11 protein-coding genes and 1 pseudogene are annotated in these 16,305 nt (G+C 64.9%); 9 read left to right on the plus strand and 3 right to left on the minus strand.

Annotated features, from left to right (window positions below):
- Nucleotides 1-76: 76 nt before the first annotated feature.
- The 9 genes and pseudogenes from CH92_RS11345 to CH92_RS11390 all read left to right on the plus strand — a co-directional run bounded on the left by CH92_RS11345 (nt 77) and on the right by CH92_RS11390 (nt 13,119).
- The gene (locus CH92_RS11345; RefSeq protein ID WP_025241898.1) at nt 77-3,052 is read left to right on the plus strand and encodes a xanthine dehydrogenase family protein molybdopterin-binding subunit; all 2,976 of its coding nucleotides are present in this window, start codon (nt 77-79) and stop codon (nt 3,050-3,052) included.
- Entirely contained in the window at nt 3,049-3,876 is an 828-nt protein-coding gene (locus tag CH92_RS11350) for an FAD binding domain-containing protein (RefSeq protein ID WP_025241899.1), read from the plus strand. The genes CH92_RS11345 and CH92_RS11350 overlap by 4 nt, the downstream gene beginning before the upstream one ends.
- Nucleotides 3,860-4,375, plus strand: coding sequence for a (2Fe-2S)-binding protein (locus CH92_RS11355; RefSeq protein WP_025241900.1), 516 nt, complete (start codon nt 3,860-3,862; stop codon nt 4,373-4,375). The genes CH92_RS11350 and CH92_RS11355 overlap by 17 nt, the downstream gene beginning before the upstream one ends.
- Nucleotides 4,368-5,897, plus strand: a complete 1,530-nt coding sequence (locus CH92_RS11360) for an AMP-binding protein (RefSeq protein WP_025241901.1) — start codon at nt 4,368-4,370, stop codon at nt 5,895-5,897. Before CH92_RS11355 ends, CH92_RS11360 begins: the two co-directional genes overlap by 8 nt.
- 27 nt (nt 5,898-5,924) lie before the next feature.
- Nucleotides 5,925-6,728, plus strand: a complete 804-nt coding sequence (locus CH92_RS11365) for an enoyl-CoA hydratase/isomerase family protein (RefSeq protein WP_025241902.1) — start codon at nt 5,925-5,927, stop codon at nt 6,726-6,728.
- A 91-nt stretch (nt 6,729-6,819) separates the two neighbouring features.
- Nucleotides 6,820-8,076, plus strand: coding sequence for a benzoate/H(+) symporter BenE family transporter (locus tag CH92_RS11370; protein ID WP_025241903.1), 1,257 nt, complete (start codon nt 6,820-6,822; stop codon nt 8,074-8,076).
- A gap of 361 nt (nt 8,077-8,437) precedes the next feature.
- A complete protein-coding gene (locus CH92_RS11380) occupies nt 8,438-10,396 on the plus strand; it encodes a TRAP transporter permease (RefSeq protein ID WP_025241905.1) in 1,959 nt (652 codons plus the stop codon).
- Nucleotides 10,397-10,436: 40 nt separating this feature from the next.
- Nucleotides 10,437-11,429, plus strand: coding sequence for a TAXI family TRAP transporter solute-binding subunit (locus CH92_RS11385; RefSeq protein WP_025241906.1), 993 nt, complete (start codon nt 10,437-10,439; stop codon nt 11,427-11,429).
- A gap of 62 nt (nt 11,430-11,491) precedes the next feature.
- A pseudogene (locus CH92_RS11390) lies at nt 11,492-13,119 on the plus strand (thiamine pyrophosphate-binding protein).
- A 507-nt stretch (nt 13,120-13,626) separates the two neighbouring features.
- Here CH92_RS11390 and CH92_RS11395 read toward each other — a convergent pair.
- From CH92_RS11395 to CH92_RS11405, 3 genes are all read right to left on the minus strand, one after another.
- Nucleotides 13,627-14,385, minus strand: coding sequence for an SDR family NAD(P)-dependent oxidoreductase (locus CH92_RS11395; protein ID WP_025241907.1), 759 nt, complete (start codon nt 14,383-14,385; stop codon nt 13,627-13,629).
- Between the two features lie 62 nt (nt 14,386-14,447).
- Nucleotides 14,448-15,710, minus strand: a complete 1,263-nt coding sequence (locus tag CH92_RS11400; protein WP_025241908.1) for a TRAP transporter large permease — start codon at nt 15,708-15,710, stop codon at nt 14,448-14,450.
- A 3-nt stretch (nt 15,711-15,713) separates the two neighbouring features.
- Nucleotides 15,714-16,286, minus strand: coding sequence for a TRAP transporter small permease (locus CH92_RS11405; protein ID WP_025241909.1), 573 nt, complete (start codon nt 16,284-16,286; stop codon nt 15,714-15,716).
- Between the last annotated feature and the right edge of the window lie 19 nt (nt 16,287-16,305).

A 16,305-nucleotide genomic window follows, 5' to 3' on the forward strand; every position in this document is an offset into this window, starting at 1 on the left:
AACTTCATAGCCACAGGCAAGGCGGCCTGGGTGGGCGTTCTTCAATACTCGGGACACATCAGAACAAGAGTCCCGTATGAACACCTACCAACCCACTGCCAAGAACGGGGTCGGCCAGATAGGACGATCCCAGAGTCGTGTCGAGGATGCGGCGTTACTGCGCGGGCTGGGCCGCTATGCCGACGATGTCGCTGTCCCACCCGGCACGTTGCACGCTGCCATTGTCCGCTCTCCCCATGCGCATGCCCGCATCACTTCGGTAGATGTCGACGCTGCGCTAGCCATGAAGGGCGTGCATGGCGTCCTCACGGGTGAAGACATCAAACGCTGGGCAAACCCGTTTCCGGTGGGCGTGCGAGCGCCTATGGAACATTGGTGCCTGGCGGTCGACAAAGCCCGCTATGTTGGCGAGCCGGTCTGCGTAGTAATTGCCGAAGACCGCTACCTGGCCGAGGATGCGCTGGATGCCGTGCGGGTCGAATACGAACCGCTACCGCCGATCATCGATCCGGAAGCCGCAGCCGCAGACGGTGCACCCGTGCTTCATGAAGCGGTCGGCAGCAACGTGGTCAACGAGCGGCACTTTCATTACGGGGAGCCTGAGCAAGCCTTCGAAACAGCCCCTCACCGGGTAACGATCAAGGTCCATTACCCGCGCAACTCCTGCACACCCATCGAATGTTACGTGGTGCTGGGGCAATACCTGCCCGCCACCGGCACTTACGACGTGCTCTCCAATTTCCAGGGCCCCTACGCGCTGCACTCGGTGATGGCGCGTGCATTGAACGTACCCGGCAATCGCCTGCGCTTACGTACGCCGCCAGACTCGGGTGGCAGCTTCGGCATCAAGCAGGGGGTTTTCCCGTACGTGGTGCTGATGGGCCTGGCGGCGCGCAAGGTCGGCGCACCGGTGAAGTGGGTCGAGGACCGGTTGGAACACTTGCAGGCCTCGTCCAGCGCAACCAATCGGGTCTGCGAGATTCAGGCCGCCGTCGAAAGCGACGGACGCGTGACCGCCCTGCACTATGACCAGATCGACGACTGTGGTGGCTACCTGCGCGCGCCGGAACCGGCCACCTTCTATCGCATGCACGGCAATCTGTCGGGCGCCTATGCCATCCGCAACCTGTCGGTGCGTAATCGCGTCGTGCTCACCAATAAGGTCCCAAGCGGACTCAACCGCGGATTTGGCGGCGGCCAGGTGTATTTCGCCCTTGAGCGCCTGATGCACGAGGTCGCCACCCAGCTGGGTCTGGACCCGTTACAGGTCATTCGCCGCAATCTGGTGCCGGCAGGCGTATTCCCCTACCGGGCAGCGGCCGGTGCCCTGCTCGATTCCGGTGACTACCCCGCGACGGTCGATCTCGCCGTTCGTGAGGGAGGGCTCGATGAATTGTTGCAACGCCGCGAACAGGCCCGTGCCGAAGGCCGCCTCTACGGCATCGGCTACACCGCGGTGGTCGAACCTTCGATATCCAACATGGGCTATATCACCACGGCGATGACGCCTGAGGAGCGGCGCAAAAGCGGCCCGAAGAACGGTGCGGTCAGCACCGCCACGGTCAGCGTCGACCCGCTTGGTGGCGTCACCGTGCATATTTCATCTACGCCCCAGGGCCAGGGGCATCAGACCGTCGTTGCGCAAATCATTTCGCAAGTGCTGGGCGTGGCGCTCGACAGCATCAACGTCAATGTCGAGCTGGACACGGGCAAGGACGCCTGGTCGATCGCATCAGGCAACTATTCCAGCCGCTTTGCCGGTGCAGTTGCCGGTTCTGTCTACAAGGCCGCCGTGAGAATTCGCGAGCGCATGGCCAATATTGCGGCGTCGATGTGGGACGTGCCAGTCGACCAGGTGCGCTTCGCCAACGGCAAGGTGTTCGTCGAAGACGGCCCCAATCAGGCCTTCCATCGGATCGCCGGATCCACCCATTGGTCGCCAGGCCTGCTTCCCGAAAGCGAGGAAGGTGGGCTGCGCGAAACCGCATTCTGGACGCCACCACAGCTGACCGCTCCGGACGACAACGACTGCGTCAATAGCTCGCTGTGCTACGGCTTCATCTTCGACTATTGCGGCCTTGAGGTCGACCGCGTTACGGGCGAGGTACATATCGACCGCTACGTCACCTGCCACGACGCCGGGCGCATTCTCAACCCGATGCTGGTCGATGGGCAGATCCGGGGAGGCTTCACGCAGGCGCTCGGTGTAGCCCTGATGGAAGAGTTCGCGTATGGCGAGGACGGCAGCTTCCTGTCGGGCACCTTTGCCGACTACCTCGTACCAACCGCCCCCGAGGCCGTCGAGCCGCTGATCCTGCATATGGAAACGCCCTCGCCCTTCACGCCCCTTGGCGCCAAAGGCGTGGGAGAAGGCAACAACATGAGCACACCGGTGTGCATCGCCAATGCCATGGCCGATGCGCTGGGACGCTCCGACATCAAGCTCCCGCTGACGCCTTCACGCGTGCGCACCATGATCGGCATCGACGAGCCGCCCCCACCTGAGGGCGTCACGCTGGAAGCCCCGCGGGTTGCCGGTGGCTCTGCCCTGCAGGCCCAGGATTCGGTCGAGATTCCGGCTCCGCCACAGGCGGTGTTCGACGCTCTGCTCGATCCCGAGACACTCAAGGCGATTATCCCCGGTTGCCACGCCCTCGAGCTGGAAAGCGAGAACCACTACCGCGCCGACGTAACGGTGGGCGTTGGCATGATTCGCGCGCGCTTCGCCGCCCGCGTCGGGCTCACGGACCTGGAGCCACCGCATTCATTGCGGCTGTCCGGTTCTGGCAACAGCCCGATGGGCTCTGCCACAGGCAGTGCAAAAGTGACTTTCGTCGAGCTGGAAAACGGCCATACGCGCCTGGATTACGCCTACGACGCGGCGGTCAGTGGCAAGGTCGCCGCCGTGGGCGGGCGCATGTTGCAGAGCGCTTCGAAAGTGATCATCGGCCAGATATTCACACGGCTGGCGCTTCGCCTGACCGGCAAGCCAGTGGAGACCAGCCTGTGGCAGCGGCTGCGCGCATTGCTGGGACTCGGAGGTGCGAAATGAAACCCGCTGCATTCGATTACATCCGCGCCACTGACAAGCGCGAAGTACTTCAGTTGCTGGCCGAACACGGCGAGCAGGCTCGCATCATCGCCGGCGGTCAGTCGCTCATGGCGGTGCTGAACATGCGCCTGGCACAACCCAAAGTCCTGATCGACATCAACCACGCCAGCGATCTGCACTATCAGAGATTGGAAAAAAACCGCCTGATCGTGGGCGCGGCCGTGCGCCAGGTAGAGCTCCTGGACCGCTCCAGCCTGATCGATGAAGTGCCGCTGCTGGCCCAGGCCATGCCGTGGATCGGTCATTTCCAGACCCGCAACCGCGGAACCGTCTGTGGTTCGGTCGCCCATGCCGACCCGAGCGCCGAAATCCCGCTGTGCCTCGTCACGCTGGGCGGCACGGTAGTGCTGGAATCACTCAAGGGCAAACGCCGGGAGCTGCCAGCCGAGCAGTTTTTTCAAGGTGTACTGACCACTGATAAGCGTCCTGACGAGCTGGTCGTCGAAGTGCACTTTCCGCTGCGCGAGCCTGATGTGACCTATCGCTTCCGTGAGATCGCGATGCGTCATGGCGACTTCGCACTGGTCGCGCTGGCTGCCTGCATCCGTCAGGACCGGGTAGACCTCGGCATTGGCGGTGTGGCCGACCGCTCGGTCTTGCGCCGGCTGCCACTGGGTGCAGAGCTCAAGGATGCACTCAACTCGTTCGCCTGGTCGCTTGGCGCGCAGGACGATGTACACGCCAGCGCGGCGTACCGGCGTCAGCTGGTGCGCGAGCTGGGCCAACAACTTATCGAAGGTACCGACCATGCACGCGCCAGCTGACCAGCGCTTCCCCGTCAAAGTGGAACTCAACGGCCGCCAGCGTAAAGCCCTGGCCGAGCCTCGCATGCAGCTGTGCGACTTTCTACGCCACGAACTGGGCGCTACCGGGGTGCACGTAGGCTGCGAGCACGGCGTGTGCGGGGCTTGCACGGTACTGGTAGACGGCGTGGCCTCTCGCTCATGCCTGATGCTGGCGGTACAGGCTCATGAGCGCCGCGTGGACACCGTGGAATCGCTGGCCCGCGACGACATCATGAACGACCTGCAACAGGCGTTCAGCCGCCATCACGCCTTGCAATGCGGGTTCTGCACCGCCGGCATCCTCATGTCCTGCGTCGAATTTCTGGAGCGTATGCCGAACCCAGATGAGACACAGGTCCGCGACATGCTTTCCGGGCATCTGTGCCGCTGCACTGGCTACACCGGCATGGTTCAGGCGGTACTGGAAGTGGCACGACAACGACAAGAAAACACCGTGGAGAACAACAACCATGTTTGACCTTGGACGCAGCTTTCTCGCCGCGGTCGAGCGCCGACCACACGCGACAGCAATCAGCGATGGCGCGCTCAGGAAAACCTACGAGACCTGGTTCGAAGACATCCAGCGCGCGAGCCATGGTCTCGAGCAGTTGGGCCTGACCAAAGGTGACCATCTGGTTACCGTCATGCAGAACCGCTGGGAAATGGCCACGTTGCACTGGGCCTGCCAGTTCAGCGGCATCATCATGACGCCCCTGAACTGGCGTTGCACCACGGAAGACCTGATGTGGTGCCTCGAAGATGCCGAGGCTCGCGTGCTGGCGTATGACGACTCGGGGCGGAGCGCCGTGGAAGGGTGCGCCGTCGAGAATATCCGTTGCATCAGTGTCGGCGGGCCCGTGGGCGACGATGCCATGAGTTTCCAGCAGCTCTGCGCCCAGCGACCGAACGAAACGATTCTGCGTGCTTCCCCTGAAGACTGGTCGCTCATGCTGTACACATCAGGCACGACCAGCCGGCCCAAGGGCGTGCCTCGCCGCCATCGCGCCGAGCGTGCTTCCGCCGTGGCGCATGTGGCGCAGAATCTCTACGGTCATGAGGAGCGCACCCTCGGCGTCATGCCGCTGTATCACACAATGGGTGTGCGTTCCCTGCTGTCGATGGCCCTGCTCGATGGTCACTTCGTCTGCGTACCCAAGTTCGATGTCGAAGCGACGCTGGACGCCATCGAGCGCGAGCGAATCACCAATCTGTATCTGGTTCCAACGCTCTACCACATGCTCATCGAGCACCCTGCCTTCAGCCCCGAGCGCGTGGCCAGCGTGACCAAGCTCGGCTTTGCCGGCGCGCCGATGAGTGATGGACTGATGCAGCGCGTCGAACAGGCGTTCAAGCCGGAGCTGTTCGTCAACCACTACGGCAGCTCCGAAATCTACACCTTCACCATCGACCAGAAGGCCAGCAGCAAGCCGGGATCATCCGGGCGCAGCGCGCTCAATCAGCGCATCCGTGTCGTCGCACTGGGCAGCGCCTCGCCGGACGACCTCTGCAAGCCGAACGAGGAAGGTCAGATCATTGCCGACCTCGCCAGCGATGAGGCGTTTGAGGGCTACTGGAAGCGTCCCGACTCAGATGCCAAGGCGATCCAGGCGGGATGGTACTTCACCAGCGACACCGGTTTTTTCGATGAAGACGGCGACCTGTTCGTAACCGGCCGAGTCGATGATTTGATCATCACCGGCGGCGAGAATGTCAGCCCCGCCGAAATAGAAAACGCGCTGTCGCTGCACCCCGCAGTCGAAGAAGTCGCGGTCGTCGGGCTCCCCGATGAGCAGTGGGGCAAGTTGATCGCGGCCTTCATCAAATTGCGCCATCCGGTGACCGAGGCCGAACTGGACGCTCATTGCGTGTCCTCCGGCCTCGCCCGTTTCAAACGGCCCCGCCGTTACGAATTCATTGACCAGATCCCCAAGTCACCGGTCGGCAAGATTTTGCGCCGCATGCTGGTGGCCCAATACGGCAGTTCCGAAACCGCCAGCTGATCGCACCTTTTACAGTGAGGAAACACGATGAATAACCAGCAGATCGAACAATTCCTGGAAACCGAATTCGACGGCTTCACCGTTGAACTCAGCGTCGACCGCGAACGCGCCGATGTGATTCTGGGTCGCCCGCCCTTCAACGTGATCGCCATGAGCCAACGTGACACGTTGCGCGCAGTATTCGAGGCCCTGGATGCCCACGACGGAATTCGCGTCATCGTGCTGCGTGCGCAGGGCGAACATTTCTCCAGCGGTGGAGATATCAAAGGCTTCCTCGAAGCGTCTCCGGAGCATGTCTCCAAGCTGGCCTGGAACGTCGCGGCCCCGGCGCGCTGCACCAAGCCGGTCATCGTGGCCAACCGTGGCTATACCTTCGGCGTAGGTTTCGAACTGTCACTGGCCTGTGATTTCCGCATCGCCTCCGAGACGACCCGCTATGCCCTTCCCGAGCAGAACCTTGGGCAAATCCCAGGTTCGGGCGGCTCCGCTCGCCTGCAAAAAATCATTGGCATCACTCGCACCAAGCACATGGTGATGCGCGCCAAGCGCATTACCGGTCAGCAGGCTTACGACTGGGGCATCGCCACGGAATGCGTACCGGACAGCGAACTGGAAAGCACCGTAGATGCGCTGGTCGACGAACTGCGCCGTTTCTCGCCGTTGGCTCAGCGCACCGCCAAGAAGCTGATCAATGACAACGAGGACGCGCCGCTGACCGTCGCCATCGAGATGGAAGGCCATTGCTACAGCCGCCTGCGCAGCTCAGCGGACTTCAAGGAAGGCGTCGAAGCCTTTCACGGCAAACGCCCTGCAGTGTTCCGTGGGGAATAGCGCCGCGGCGGATAACTCTGTCGCCTGAACGTGTGCCGCCCACTGCGGGCGGCGCTCGTCGAACGCACAACAACAAAGCGAAGGCGTAGCCATGTCCCAGAACCTGTCACAACCGACGGTCGACCTGCCCGCTGCTACCGGCGAGCCAACGCTGCGTCGGGCGTTCAATTCCAAATCCATCAGCGCCGGCGTGGTCGCCGCTCTGTTCGGCTGCACCGGCCCGGCGCTGGTGGTCATCAACGCCGCCGAAGCCGGCCGTCTGAGCAACGCTCAGACGGTCGCCTGGCTGTTCGCGATCTACGTACTCGGCGGGCTGATCAGCCTGTTCCTGGCGCTGCGGTACCGACAGCCGATCTGCGGCGCTTACACCATTCCCGGCGCCGCAATCCTTGCCGCCTCGCTCACGGTCATTCCGTTCAGTGATGCGGTGGGCGCCTTTATCATGAGCGGCGTGCTGGTCCTGCTGCTCGGCATCACCGGGCTGATCGGACGCCTGATGCGCTGGCTGCCGATGCCGATCGTCATGGCGATGATTGCCGGGGCGCTGATCCGCTTCGCCACCGGCGCCATCGACGCCATCGTCAGCGCGCCACTGATCGCCGGCGTCGCCGCGCTGAGCTTCTTCCTGGTCACCCGTTTCACCCGCGCGGTGCCGCCGGTGCTGGTTGCTGGAGTGGTCGGTCTGGTGCTGGCCTTCGCCTTTGGCCAGTTGCAACCGGCCGACGTGAACATCGCCTGGGTCATGCCGGCGTTTACCGTGCCGAGCTTTTCGCTCGATGCGTTTCTGGCCATCACCATTCCGCTCACTGCGCTGGTGATCGGCGCGGAAAACGCGCAGGCAACCGGTGTCCTGCTGGCCGAGGGGTATCGCCCACCAGTCAACGCGATGACCGTGATCAGCGGCATCGGCGGGGTGCTGGCCGGGCTGCTCGGCGGGCACAACGCCAATATCGCCGGGCCGATGACCGCGATCTGCTCGTCCGAACAGGCCGGCGACGATCCGCGGCTGCGCTACGGCGCGGCGCTGGTCAATGGCGTGTTATTCGCCCTGTTCGGGCTGTTCGCCGGGCTCGCGGTGCCCTTCATCCTCGCCTTCCCCAAGGCGCTGATCGTAGTGGTGGCCGGGCTGGCGATGATCGGCGTGCTGATCGGCGCGTTGCAGCAGGCCTTCCAGAAGGGCGGCGCCTGCCAGATCGGCGCCTTCGTGGCGCTGGCCGTGGCGATGAGTCAGTTCTCGCTGCTGGGCATCAGCTCGCCGTTCTGGGCGCTGCTGTTCGGCGTCGCGGTGTCCGCGCTGCTCGGTGAAATCCGCACGACAGCCGCCGGCCAGAGCACCCAGGCAAGCTAGAGCTGTGCCTGATGGCCTGTATCAAAAATCGTTAATGGCCACGCTGTCCGTCAGCGGCCAAGATGAAGCTGCCGCCGACGCCTGCGTCGGCTGAGCGTACGACCAATAAAAACAACAACGGTGAACCGCCATGATCCTCAGCCAGACCTTCGGGTCGCCGGCCCGTCTCGCCGCCTTTGCCGCCCCCGGCTCTCTCGGCTGCGCGTGGTGCCCGCGTGGCCTGCAGGCCAGCGCTGCCAAGCGCCCTCTGCAGTCCATGCTCCCCATGCGCCTATCAGCAATCCTCGCCGCGCCCGTCGCTGACCTGGCGCAGTGCACCGTCACGCGCCGGATTCCGGCCGCCTACCCGCAGGGCTGAACCATGAAAAAATTCATCAACCCGGCCTCTCTCGTCGCACTCTGCTGGTCGGCGTTCCAGATCTACATGGTCTACGGCACGCCGCTCGACCTGATCGTCGCCGTGCCGATCCATATCATGTTCGGCCTGGTGCTGACCTTCATCACCCACCCACTGCGCAAGCAGGACCTCGGTCATTTCAACGTGGTGCGCGCCTCGGACTACCTGCTGGCCGCCGTGGCGGTCGCCATCGGCCTGTTCTACCTGCTCAACGCTGAACAGCTGACGATGCGCATCGCCATGGTCGACCCGCTGCGGCCGATCGACCTGGTGGTGGGCATCGTGACCATCGCCCTGGTGATCGAGGCGGTGCGCCGTGCGCTCGGCATGGGCCTGACCGTGGTGATAGTGGTGTTTCTGGTCTACCAGTTCATCGGCCCGCAGCTGCGTGACATACCGATGCTCGGCATCATTGGCCACGATGGCGAGCCGACCCGCCTGTTCCTCGAAACCTTCCTCGACGTGCAGGTGCTGCAGAATGAAGGCGTGTTCGGCATCCCCAGCATCGTCTCCTACGGCCAGGTGTTCTACTTCCTGCTGTTCGGCGCCTTCCTGCAGCTGTTCGGCGGCGGCCAGTTGTTCATGGACCTGTCGGTACTGCTGGTCGGACGTTTCCGCGGCGGCATGGCAAAGGTCTCGATCGTCTCCTCGACGCTGTTCGGCTCGGTCAGCGGCAGCGCCACGGCCAATGCCGCGGTGATGGGCATGTTCACCATCCCGGCGATGAAGAAGTCGGGCATGAGCGCAGAGGAATCCGCAGCGGTCGAAGCGGCCTCCTCCACCGGCGGCCAGCTGATGCCACCAGTGATGGGCGCTGCGGCCTTCCTGATCGCCCAGTTCATGGGCATTCCCTACGCCGAGGTGGCGATTGCCGCGTTGATTCCGGCGCTGCTGTTCTACGTCGCGCTGTATTTCGTGGTTGACCTGCTGGCACGGCGCAAGGGCCTGGCCGGCCTCAAGCGCGACGAGCTGGGCACCAACTGGAACAGCGTGCTCAAGCGCCTGTACTTGTTGATCCCAGTGTTCGTGCTGGTCTATCAGATCATGGCCGGGCGCGCGCTGAGCTCGTCGACCCTGCAGGCGATCTGGATCACCTTGGTGTTCGGCCTCTGCACCCGCGCCTGGGAAGGCTTTCGCACCGAAGGCGGCAACGGCGTACTGAAGGCTGCGGGCTCGGTATTGAGCGACTCGATACAGGCGTTGGATTCCGGTGCTCGCGGCGCCATCGCCGTAGCCATCCCCTGCGCCGGTGCCGGCATCGTGGTCGGCATCGCCTCGATGACCAACCTCGGCCTGACCTTCGGCAGCTTCGTTACCGCGCTGTCCGGCGGCATGCTGATCCCGGCACTGCTGCTGGTGATGTTCATGGTCATCGTGATGGGCATGGGCATGCCAACCACCGCGGCGTACATCATGGGCGCCATCCTCGCCATTCCGGCGCTCGACAAGCTCGGCATCCCGGCGCTGTCGTCGCACTTCTTCGTGCTGTATTTCGCCGCGCTGTCGATGGTCACGCCACCGGTGGCCCTGGCCGCCTTCGTCGCCGGCGGCATCGCCAAGGCGGATGTCTGGAAGACCGGCTGGGTGGCGTTCCGCTACAGCCTGGCCGGGTTTCTGGTGGCCTTCGCCTTCGTCTTCAGCCCAGCGTTGCTGCTGCAAGGCGACTGGCAGGCCATCATCCCGGCGGTTGCCACCGCGGTGATCGGCTGCTACGCCCTGGCCGGTTGCGTGGCCGGCTACCTGCGCGCACGCAATTCGCTGCTGGAATCGGCGCTGCTGCTGATCGCCGCCGCCCTGCTGATCGCACCGGTGATCAAGGCCTCGCTGGGCGGGCTGGTCCTGCTCTGCGCGGTCTGGGCCTGGCAGAGCCGCAAGGCGCGCCACCCGCACGGCAATTGTGTGCTGGAACGATCCGGGGCCTAGCGGCGCGGATCAACTGAATTCAACCAAGGAGAACAACAAGATGAAGAAGATTCTCACCAAATACGCCGCCATCGCCCTGCTGGGCGGCGTCGGACTCTGCGGCAGCGCACTGGCCGCTGAACCGGTGAACGTCAAGTTCGCCGCCGGCCCGACTGGCACCACCTGGTACGCCTATGCCGGCGCATTGCGCGGCGAAATGCTTCAGCGCCTGCCGGACGGCTCAACGGTAGATATCCAAGGCACGCCCATGGCGATCGCCAACACAAAGTTGCTGGCGGCCAAGCGTGCCGACATTGGCCTGATCTTTCCCCCGGTGGCCGCCTGGGCCCAACAGCCGTTCGGGCCATTTGACCGCAAGATCGAAAACGTGCGCGGGTTGGTTGGCGGCATCGACCAGTATTACCAGCGCATCACCGTGCAGACCGACAGCGAAATCCAGTCGATCGCCGAGATCAAGGAGAAGAAGTTGCCGGTGCGCATCGGTACCGGCCCGCAGGGCAGCTTGAACGAGTACATTGCCAAGCTGATCCTGGAAGCCAACGGCCTGTCCTATGAGGACATCGAGTCCTACGGCGGCAGCATCGGCAAATCGAACCTGAGCATCCTGCAGGACCAGTTCGGCGACAAGAAACTCGACATGATCATCGGCATCACCACCGCGGGCCACCCGAATACCGCGCAGTTGTCGATCACCCCTGGCCAGCGCTTCCTCAGCCTCAGCGAAGAAGCTACGGCCTACCTGGAGAAGTTCGGCTTCGTCCGCGCCACCATGCCGGCCAAGATGTTCGAAGGTCAGGATAAAACCGTCGAAGGCGTCGGCTTCAGCACCTCGCTGTATGCCACCGAGACCATGTCCAATGAAGACGCCTACGCCATTACCAAGGCGGTGATGGAAGGCCGCGAAGCACTGCAGCGCTCGTTCGGTTCGATGAAGGGCTGGACCGCCGAAGGATCTGCCGAGCCGGCCAACCTGGCCGCGCCGCTGCATCCGGGCGCCGAGAAGTACTACCGCGAAGCCGGCCTGCTCAAGTAACCCGCCCCTGCCGCGCCGCCTCCGTGCGGCGCTTTTTTTCGCCTCTATTCAGCGAGGAACCGATGACAGCCGATACCCAGCCCGATGGCGGCCAGGCCATCGTCGAACTGCTCAGACGCAACGGTGTGGACCGGGTGTTCACGGTCCCCGGGGAGAGCTTTTTGCCGGTGCTCGATGCGCTGCACGACGCGCCGGACATCGCCCTGGTGGTGTGCCGCCAGGAAGGCGGCGCCTCGATGATGGCCGAAGCCTATGCCAAGGCCACCGGTCGCCCCGGCGTGTGCTTCGTCACCCGCGGCCCCGGCAGCGCCAACGCGCTGGCCGGGCTGCATGTCGCGGCGCAGGATTCGACGCGGTGTTCGTCGGCCAGGTGCCGCGCGGCTTCCAGCAGCGCGAGGCCTGGCAGGAGGTCGATGTCGGCGCGCTGTTCGGCTCAGTGGCCAAGTGGGCCGCCGATATCCAGGACGCCGCGCGCCTGCCGGAATACATCTCCCGTGCCTTCAGCACCGCCCGTTCCGGCCGTCAGGGCCCGGTAGTGCTTGGCCTACCCGAAGATGTGCTGTTCGAGCGCACCGTGCCGATCGAGGTCGGCCCCGCGCCAATCAGCCAGGGCTACCCGGCCCCGCAAGCCATGGCCCGGCTGCGCACCCTGCTCGCCGAGGCCCGGCGGCCATTGGCGATCTTCGGTGGCTCCGGCTGGAGCGCCGAGACCCGTCAGCAATTACAAACGTTCGCCGAAGCCCAGGGGCTGCCAGTGGCCACCGCCTTCCGGCGCCAGGATCGTTTCGATAACGGTCATTCCAACTACGCCGGCGATGCGGGCCTGGGCATGAACCCCGGACTCGCCAAACTGATCGACGAGGCCGACCTGCTGATCGCCGTCGGCACCCGTCTCGGCGACATCACCACCCGTCATTACGAATTGGTGGATGTGCCGAAACCACGGCAGCAACTGATCCATATTCATCCCGATCCGCAAGAGCCCGGCCGTGTACGGGTCCCGGATCTGGCGATCTGCGCCGCGGTGCAAGGTTTCGCCGAGGCGACCGCCGCGCTCGAACCGGCCGACGTCTCCGCTGAGCGTCAAAGCTGGCTGGCACGCGCACGTGAAAGCCGCGAGGCCTGGCAACGGCCGACCGAGCTGTCCGGGCCGCTGCAGCTCGGCGAGATTGTCGCCTGGCTCGGCCAGCGCCTGCCGCCAGAAGCAGTGATCAGCAACGGCGCCGGTAATTACACACTCTGGGTGCACCGCTTCTATCCCTTCCGTGCGTTCGGCAGCCAGCTGGCACCGACCTCCGGCTCGATGGGCTACGGGCTGCCCGCGGCGATCGCCGCCAAGCTCGCCGACCCGTCGCGCCCCGCGGTGTGTTTCGCCGGAGACGGCTGCTTCCAAATGACCTGTCAGGAGCTGGCGACCGCCGTGCAATACGACGCCCACGTGATCGTTATCGTGGTCAACAATGGCTCCTACGGCTCAATCCGCATGCACCAGGACAAGCACTACCCTGGCCGCCGCTACGGCACCGACTTGGTCAATCCGGACATGGTTGCCCTCGCCCACGCCTACGGTGCCGGCGCCGCGCGCGTGGAGCGCACCGAGCAGTTCGCCGAAGTATTCGAACAGGCCTTGGCCGCCGACCGGCCGTACCTGATCGAACTGGTGATGGATCCGGCGATCCTGCGGCCCTGAACCGATCGGCCCGAGCGCGGGCCTCCCACAGCATCGGCAGTGTCCCGCCGTGTGGGAGCGCGCCTCGGCCGAGGCTCTGGTGGGAACGGTCTCGATCGCGAACAGGTTTCCACGGCAGCGGGTTCCCTTCACGACCAAGGTCGCTCCGACATCCGGAGCCATACCGGCCGGTGAGCGCCCCGCGGGACAGCGCCTGGCCATAACGCGCACCGGCCTTGCGGCGCGTTACCGAGCCGCCGTCCGATCGGACAAGCCATGGATGGGGTAACACCGCAACTCCATCAGGAGCAGAAACGGCGCCCGGTGCGGAGGTGAGCCGGGGGCGGGCCCGTCAACCTCCCCCGCCCGTGGTAGCGGTCTTGACCGCAAACAGGCTGCTTCGGCGGCGAGTCATTCGCGAAAGCGCTCACGCCTACTGGCAGAACCATCACCCCGTCGTGTTTTGCCTGCAGGCTGTATGCACGGCCTCGGTGCGCCTAGTTGGCCGTGCACGCCGGCCGTCCGGGCTCAGTGCATCACCGAGCCGCCGTCGACCACCACCGTTTCTCCGGTCATGAAGGCGCTGTCGTCGCAGGCGAGGAACAGTAGTGGGCCGATCAGGTCGCCCGGCATCTGGTCGCGCTTGATCGCCCGGCTGGCGATCACCGGCGCAGTTAGCCGCTCGCGCATCTCGGCGTTGGCCACCACGCCCTCGCTTAGCACCAGGCCCGGTGCGAGCGTATTGACCGAAATGCCGTGCTCGCCGAGCTCGCGCGCCAGCGCCCGGGTCAGCGCGAGCACGGCGCCCTTGGAGGTCACGTAGTGCAGCAGCCCTGGGGTGCCCTTGAACGGCGTGCCGGACGAGATGTTGATGATTCGCCCGTAACCGCGCGACTTCATGTGCGGCACCACGGCGCGGGCACAGACGAAGGGGCCGCGTACGTTGACCGCCATCACCTTGTCCCACTCGCCGAGGTCGATGTCCTCGAAGCCCTTCATTTTCAGCGAGGCGTAGATCGCCGCGTTGTTCACCAGGACGTCGATCTGCCCGAAGCGCTCCATCGCCGCGGCGGCCATGGTCGCTGCCGACGCCTCGTCGGACACGTCTGTCTTCAGCGCGATGGCCTTGCCACCCATGCCCTCCAGTTCGGCCACCAGGCCCGAGCCGTCTAGCACGTCGGCGACGACGATGCTGGCACCCTCGGCGGCCAGCGCGCGGGCGTAGGTCGCCCCGATCCCCTGGGCGGCGCCGGTGATGATTACGACCTTGTCTTTCATGCGGTTCATATACGTCTCCAGTCGAACCCGACCCGGTGGCCGGGGGTTGGCGTTGCGACCTTACGCAGGTCTCAGGAAATGAAGGCGGTGACCAGGCCCGGCTGCCAGGAGATCAGCACCATGACCAGCAGGGTGACCAGCAGGAACGGCAGCAGCGGTCGCATGATTTCGCCCGGCCGGCAGCCGGTGACACGCGAGGCGACGTAGAGGGCCGCGCCGACCGGCGGGGTCAGCAGGCCGAGGGTGAGGTTGATGCACATCACCACGCCCAGGTGATAGGCGTTGATGCCGTAGACCGACTCGGCCACCGGCAGCACGATCGGCACCAGCAGGATCAGCGCGGCGATGCCGTCGAGCACCATGCCGACCACTAGCAGCAGCGCGATGAGCAACAGCATGTAGACGAACGGGTCGGCGGTCATGCCCTGCATGATGGCGCCGAGCTGCTGCGGGATCTGTTCGTAAACGATCACCCAGCCGAACACCGCCGCCGCGGCCACCAGCGCCAGCACCACTCCGCTGTTGATACCGACGCGCAGCAGCATGTCGCCCATGCGCTCGAATTTCATCTCGCCATGCGCGAAGCGGCCGACCAGGACCGCCATCGCCGCGCCCACGGCGGCGGCCTCGGTCGGCGTGGCGATGCCGCCGATGATCGAGCCGATCATCACCACCGGCACGCTCAGCGACGGCAGGCTGCGCACCACATTGCGCAGCTTCTGCGCGCGGCTCAGGCGCTCGCTCGGCGGGTATTGGTAGAAGAAGCCGAGCAGCGCGATGACCAGGATGAAGCCGGCGGCCATCAGCAGGCCGGGGACGATGCCGGCGATGAACAGGTCGCCGATGGAGATCTGCGCCAGCACGCCGAAGATCACGAACAGCATCGATGGTGGAATCACCGGCGCCAGCAACGCGCCGGCCGCGGTGGTGGCGGTGGCGAAATTGCGGTCGTAACCCTTCTGATGCATCTCCGGCACCATCACCTGCGCCATCACCGCGACCTGCGCATTGGCCGAGCCGACGATCGAGGCCAGCATCATGTTGGCGAGGATGTTGATATAGGCCAGCCCGCCCTTCACCGAACCGAGGAACACCGAGGCGAAGGCGACCAGGCGGCGGGTGATGCCGCCCTCGTTCATCAGCTCACCGACCAGCATGAACAGCGGGATGGCCAGCAGCCCGTAGTTGTCCAGCCCGCCGAAAAACTGCTGCGGATAGGACAGGAACAGCACGCCGTTGCCGCTGGACTGGATGTACACCATGGCGCTGACCGCCAGCACCAGCGCGATCGGCACGCCGATGAACAGCAGCACCGCGAAGAGTCCGATGATCATCGATTATTCCCCCGAGCCGGCCGCGGCCGCCGGCCCGGTGCCCGGCGCCGGATGCGGCGCGCGCAGGCTGTCGAGCAGGTTGGCCAGGGCGTGGATGCTGCTGGTCAAGGCCACCAGCGGCAGAATCAGCCAGAACCAGAACTTGGGCACACCCAGCGTCGCGGTCGGCTCCTGGTAGACGAAGTTGAAGGAGTCACCGGCGAACGCCTCGATGTCGAAGCCGTGGCGCCACAGCGCCAGCGGGTCGAACCACAACCAGCAGAGCACCAGCAGCGCCACGGCAAACCCCAGCACCACCAGGTCGGCGGCGCAGCGCAGCAGCTTGCGCGCAGCCTCCGGAACGGCGTCGGTCAGCAGCGTCACGGCCACCGCCTCGCGCGTCTGCAGCGTGACCGCCAGGCCGAGCATGGCCAGCCAGACCATGGTCAGTACCGCCAGCTCGTCGAGCCAGAAGATCGGTGCCTTGAGCGCGCGACCGGCGACGTTGACCAGAATCATCAGCGGCAGAATCAGCACCAACGCGCGCAGTGCGGCGCGCTCGCCGCGGCCGATGAGGTTGCTCAGCATCCGGATCATGGATGTTCCTCCGACGAAA

The sequence above is a fragment of the Stutzerimonas stutzeri genome (assembly GCF_000590475.1).
GTDB lineage: Bacteria > Pseudomonadota > Gammaproteobacteria > Pseudomonadales > Pseudomonadaceae > Stutzerimonas > Stutzerimonas stutzeri_D.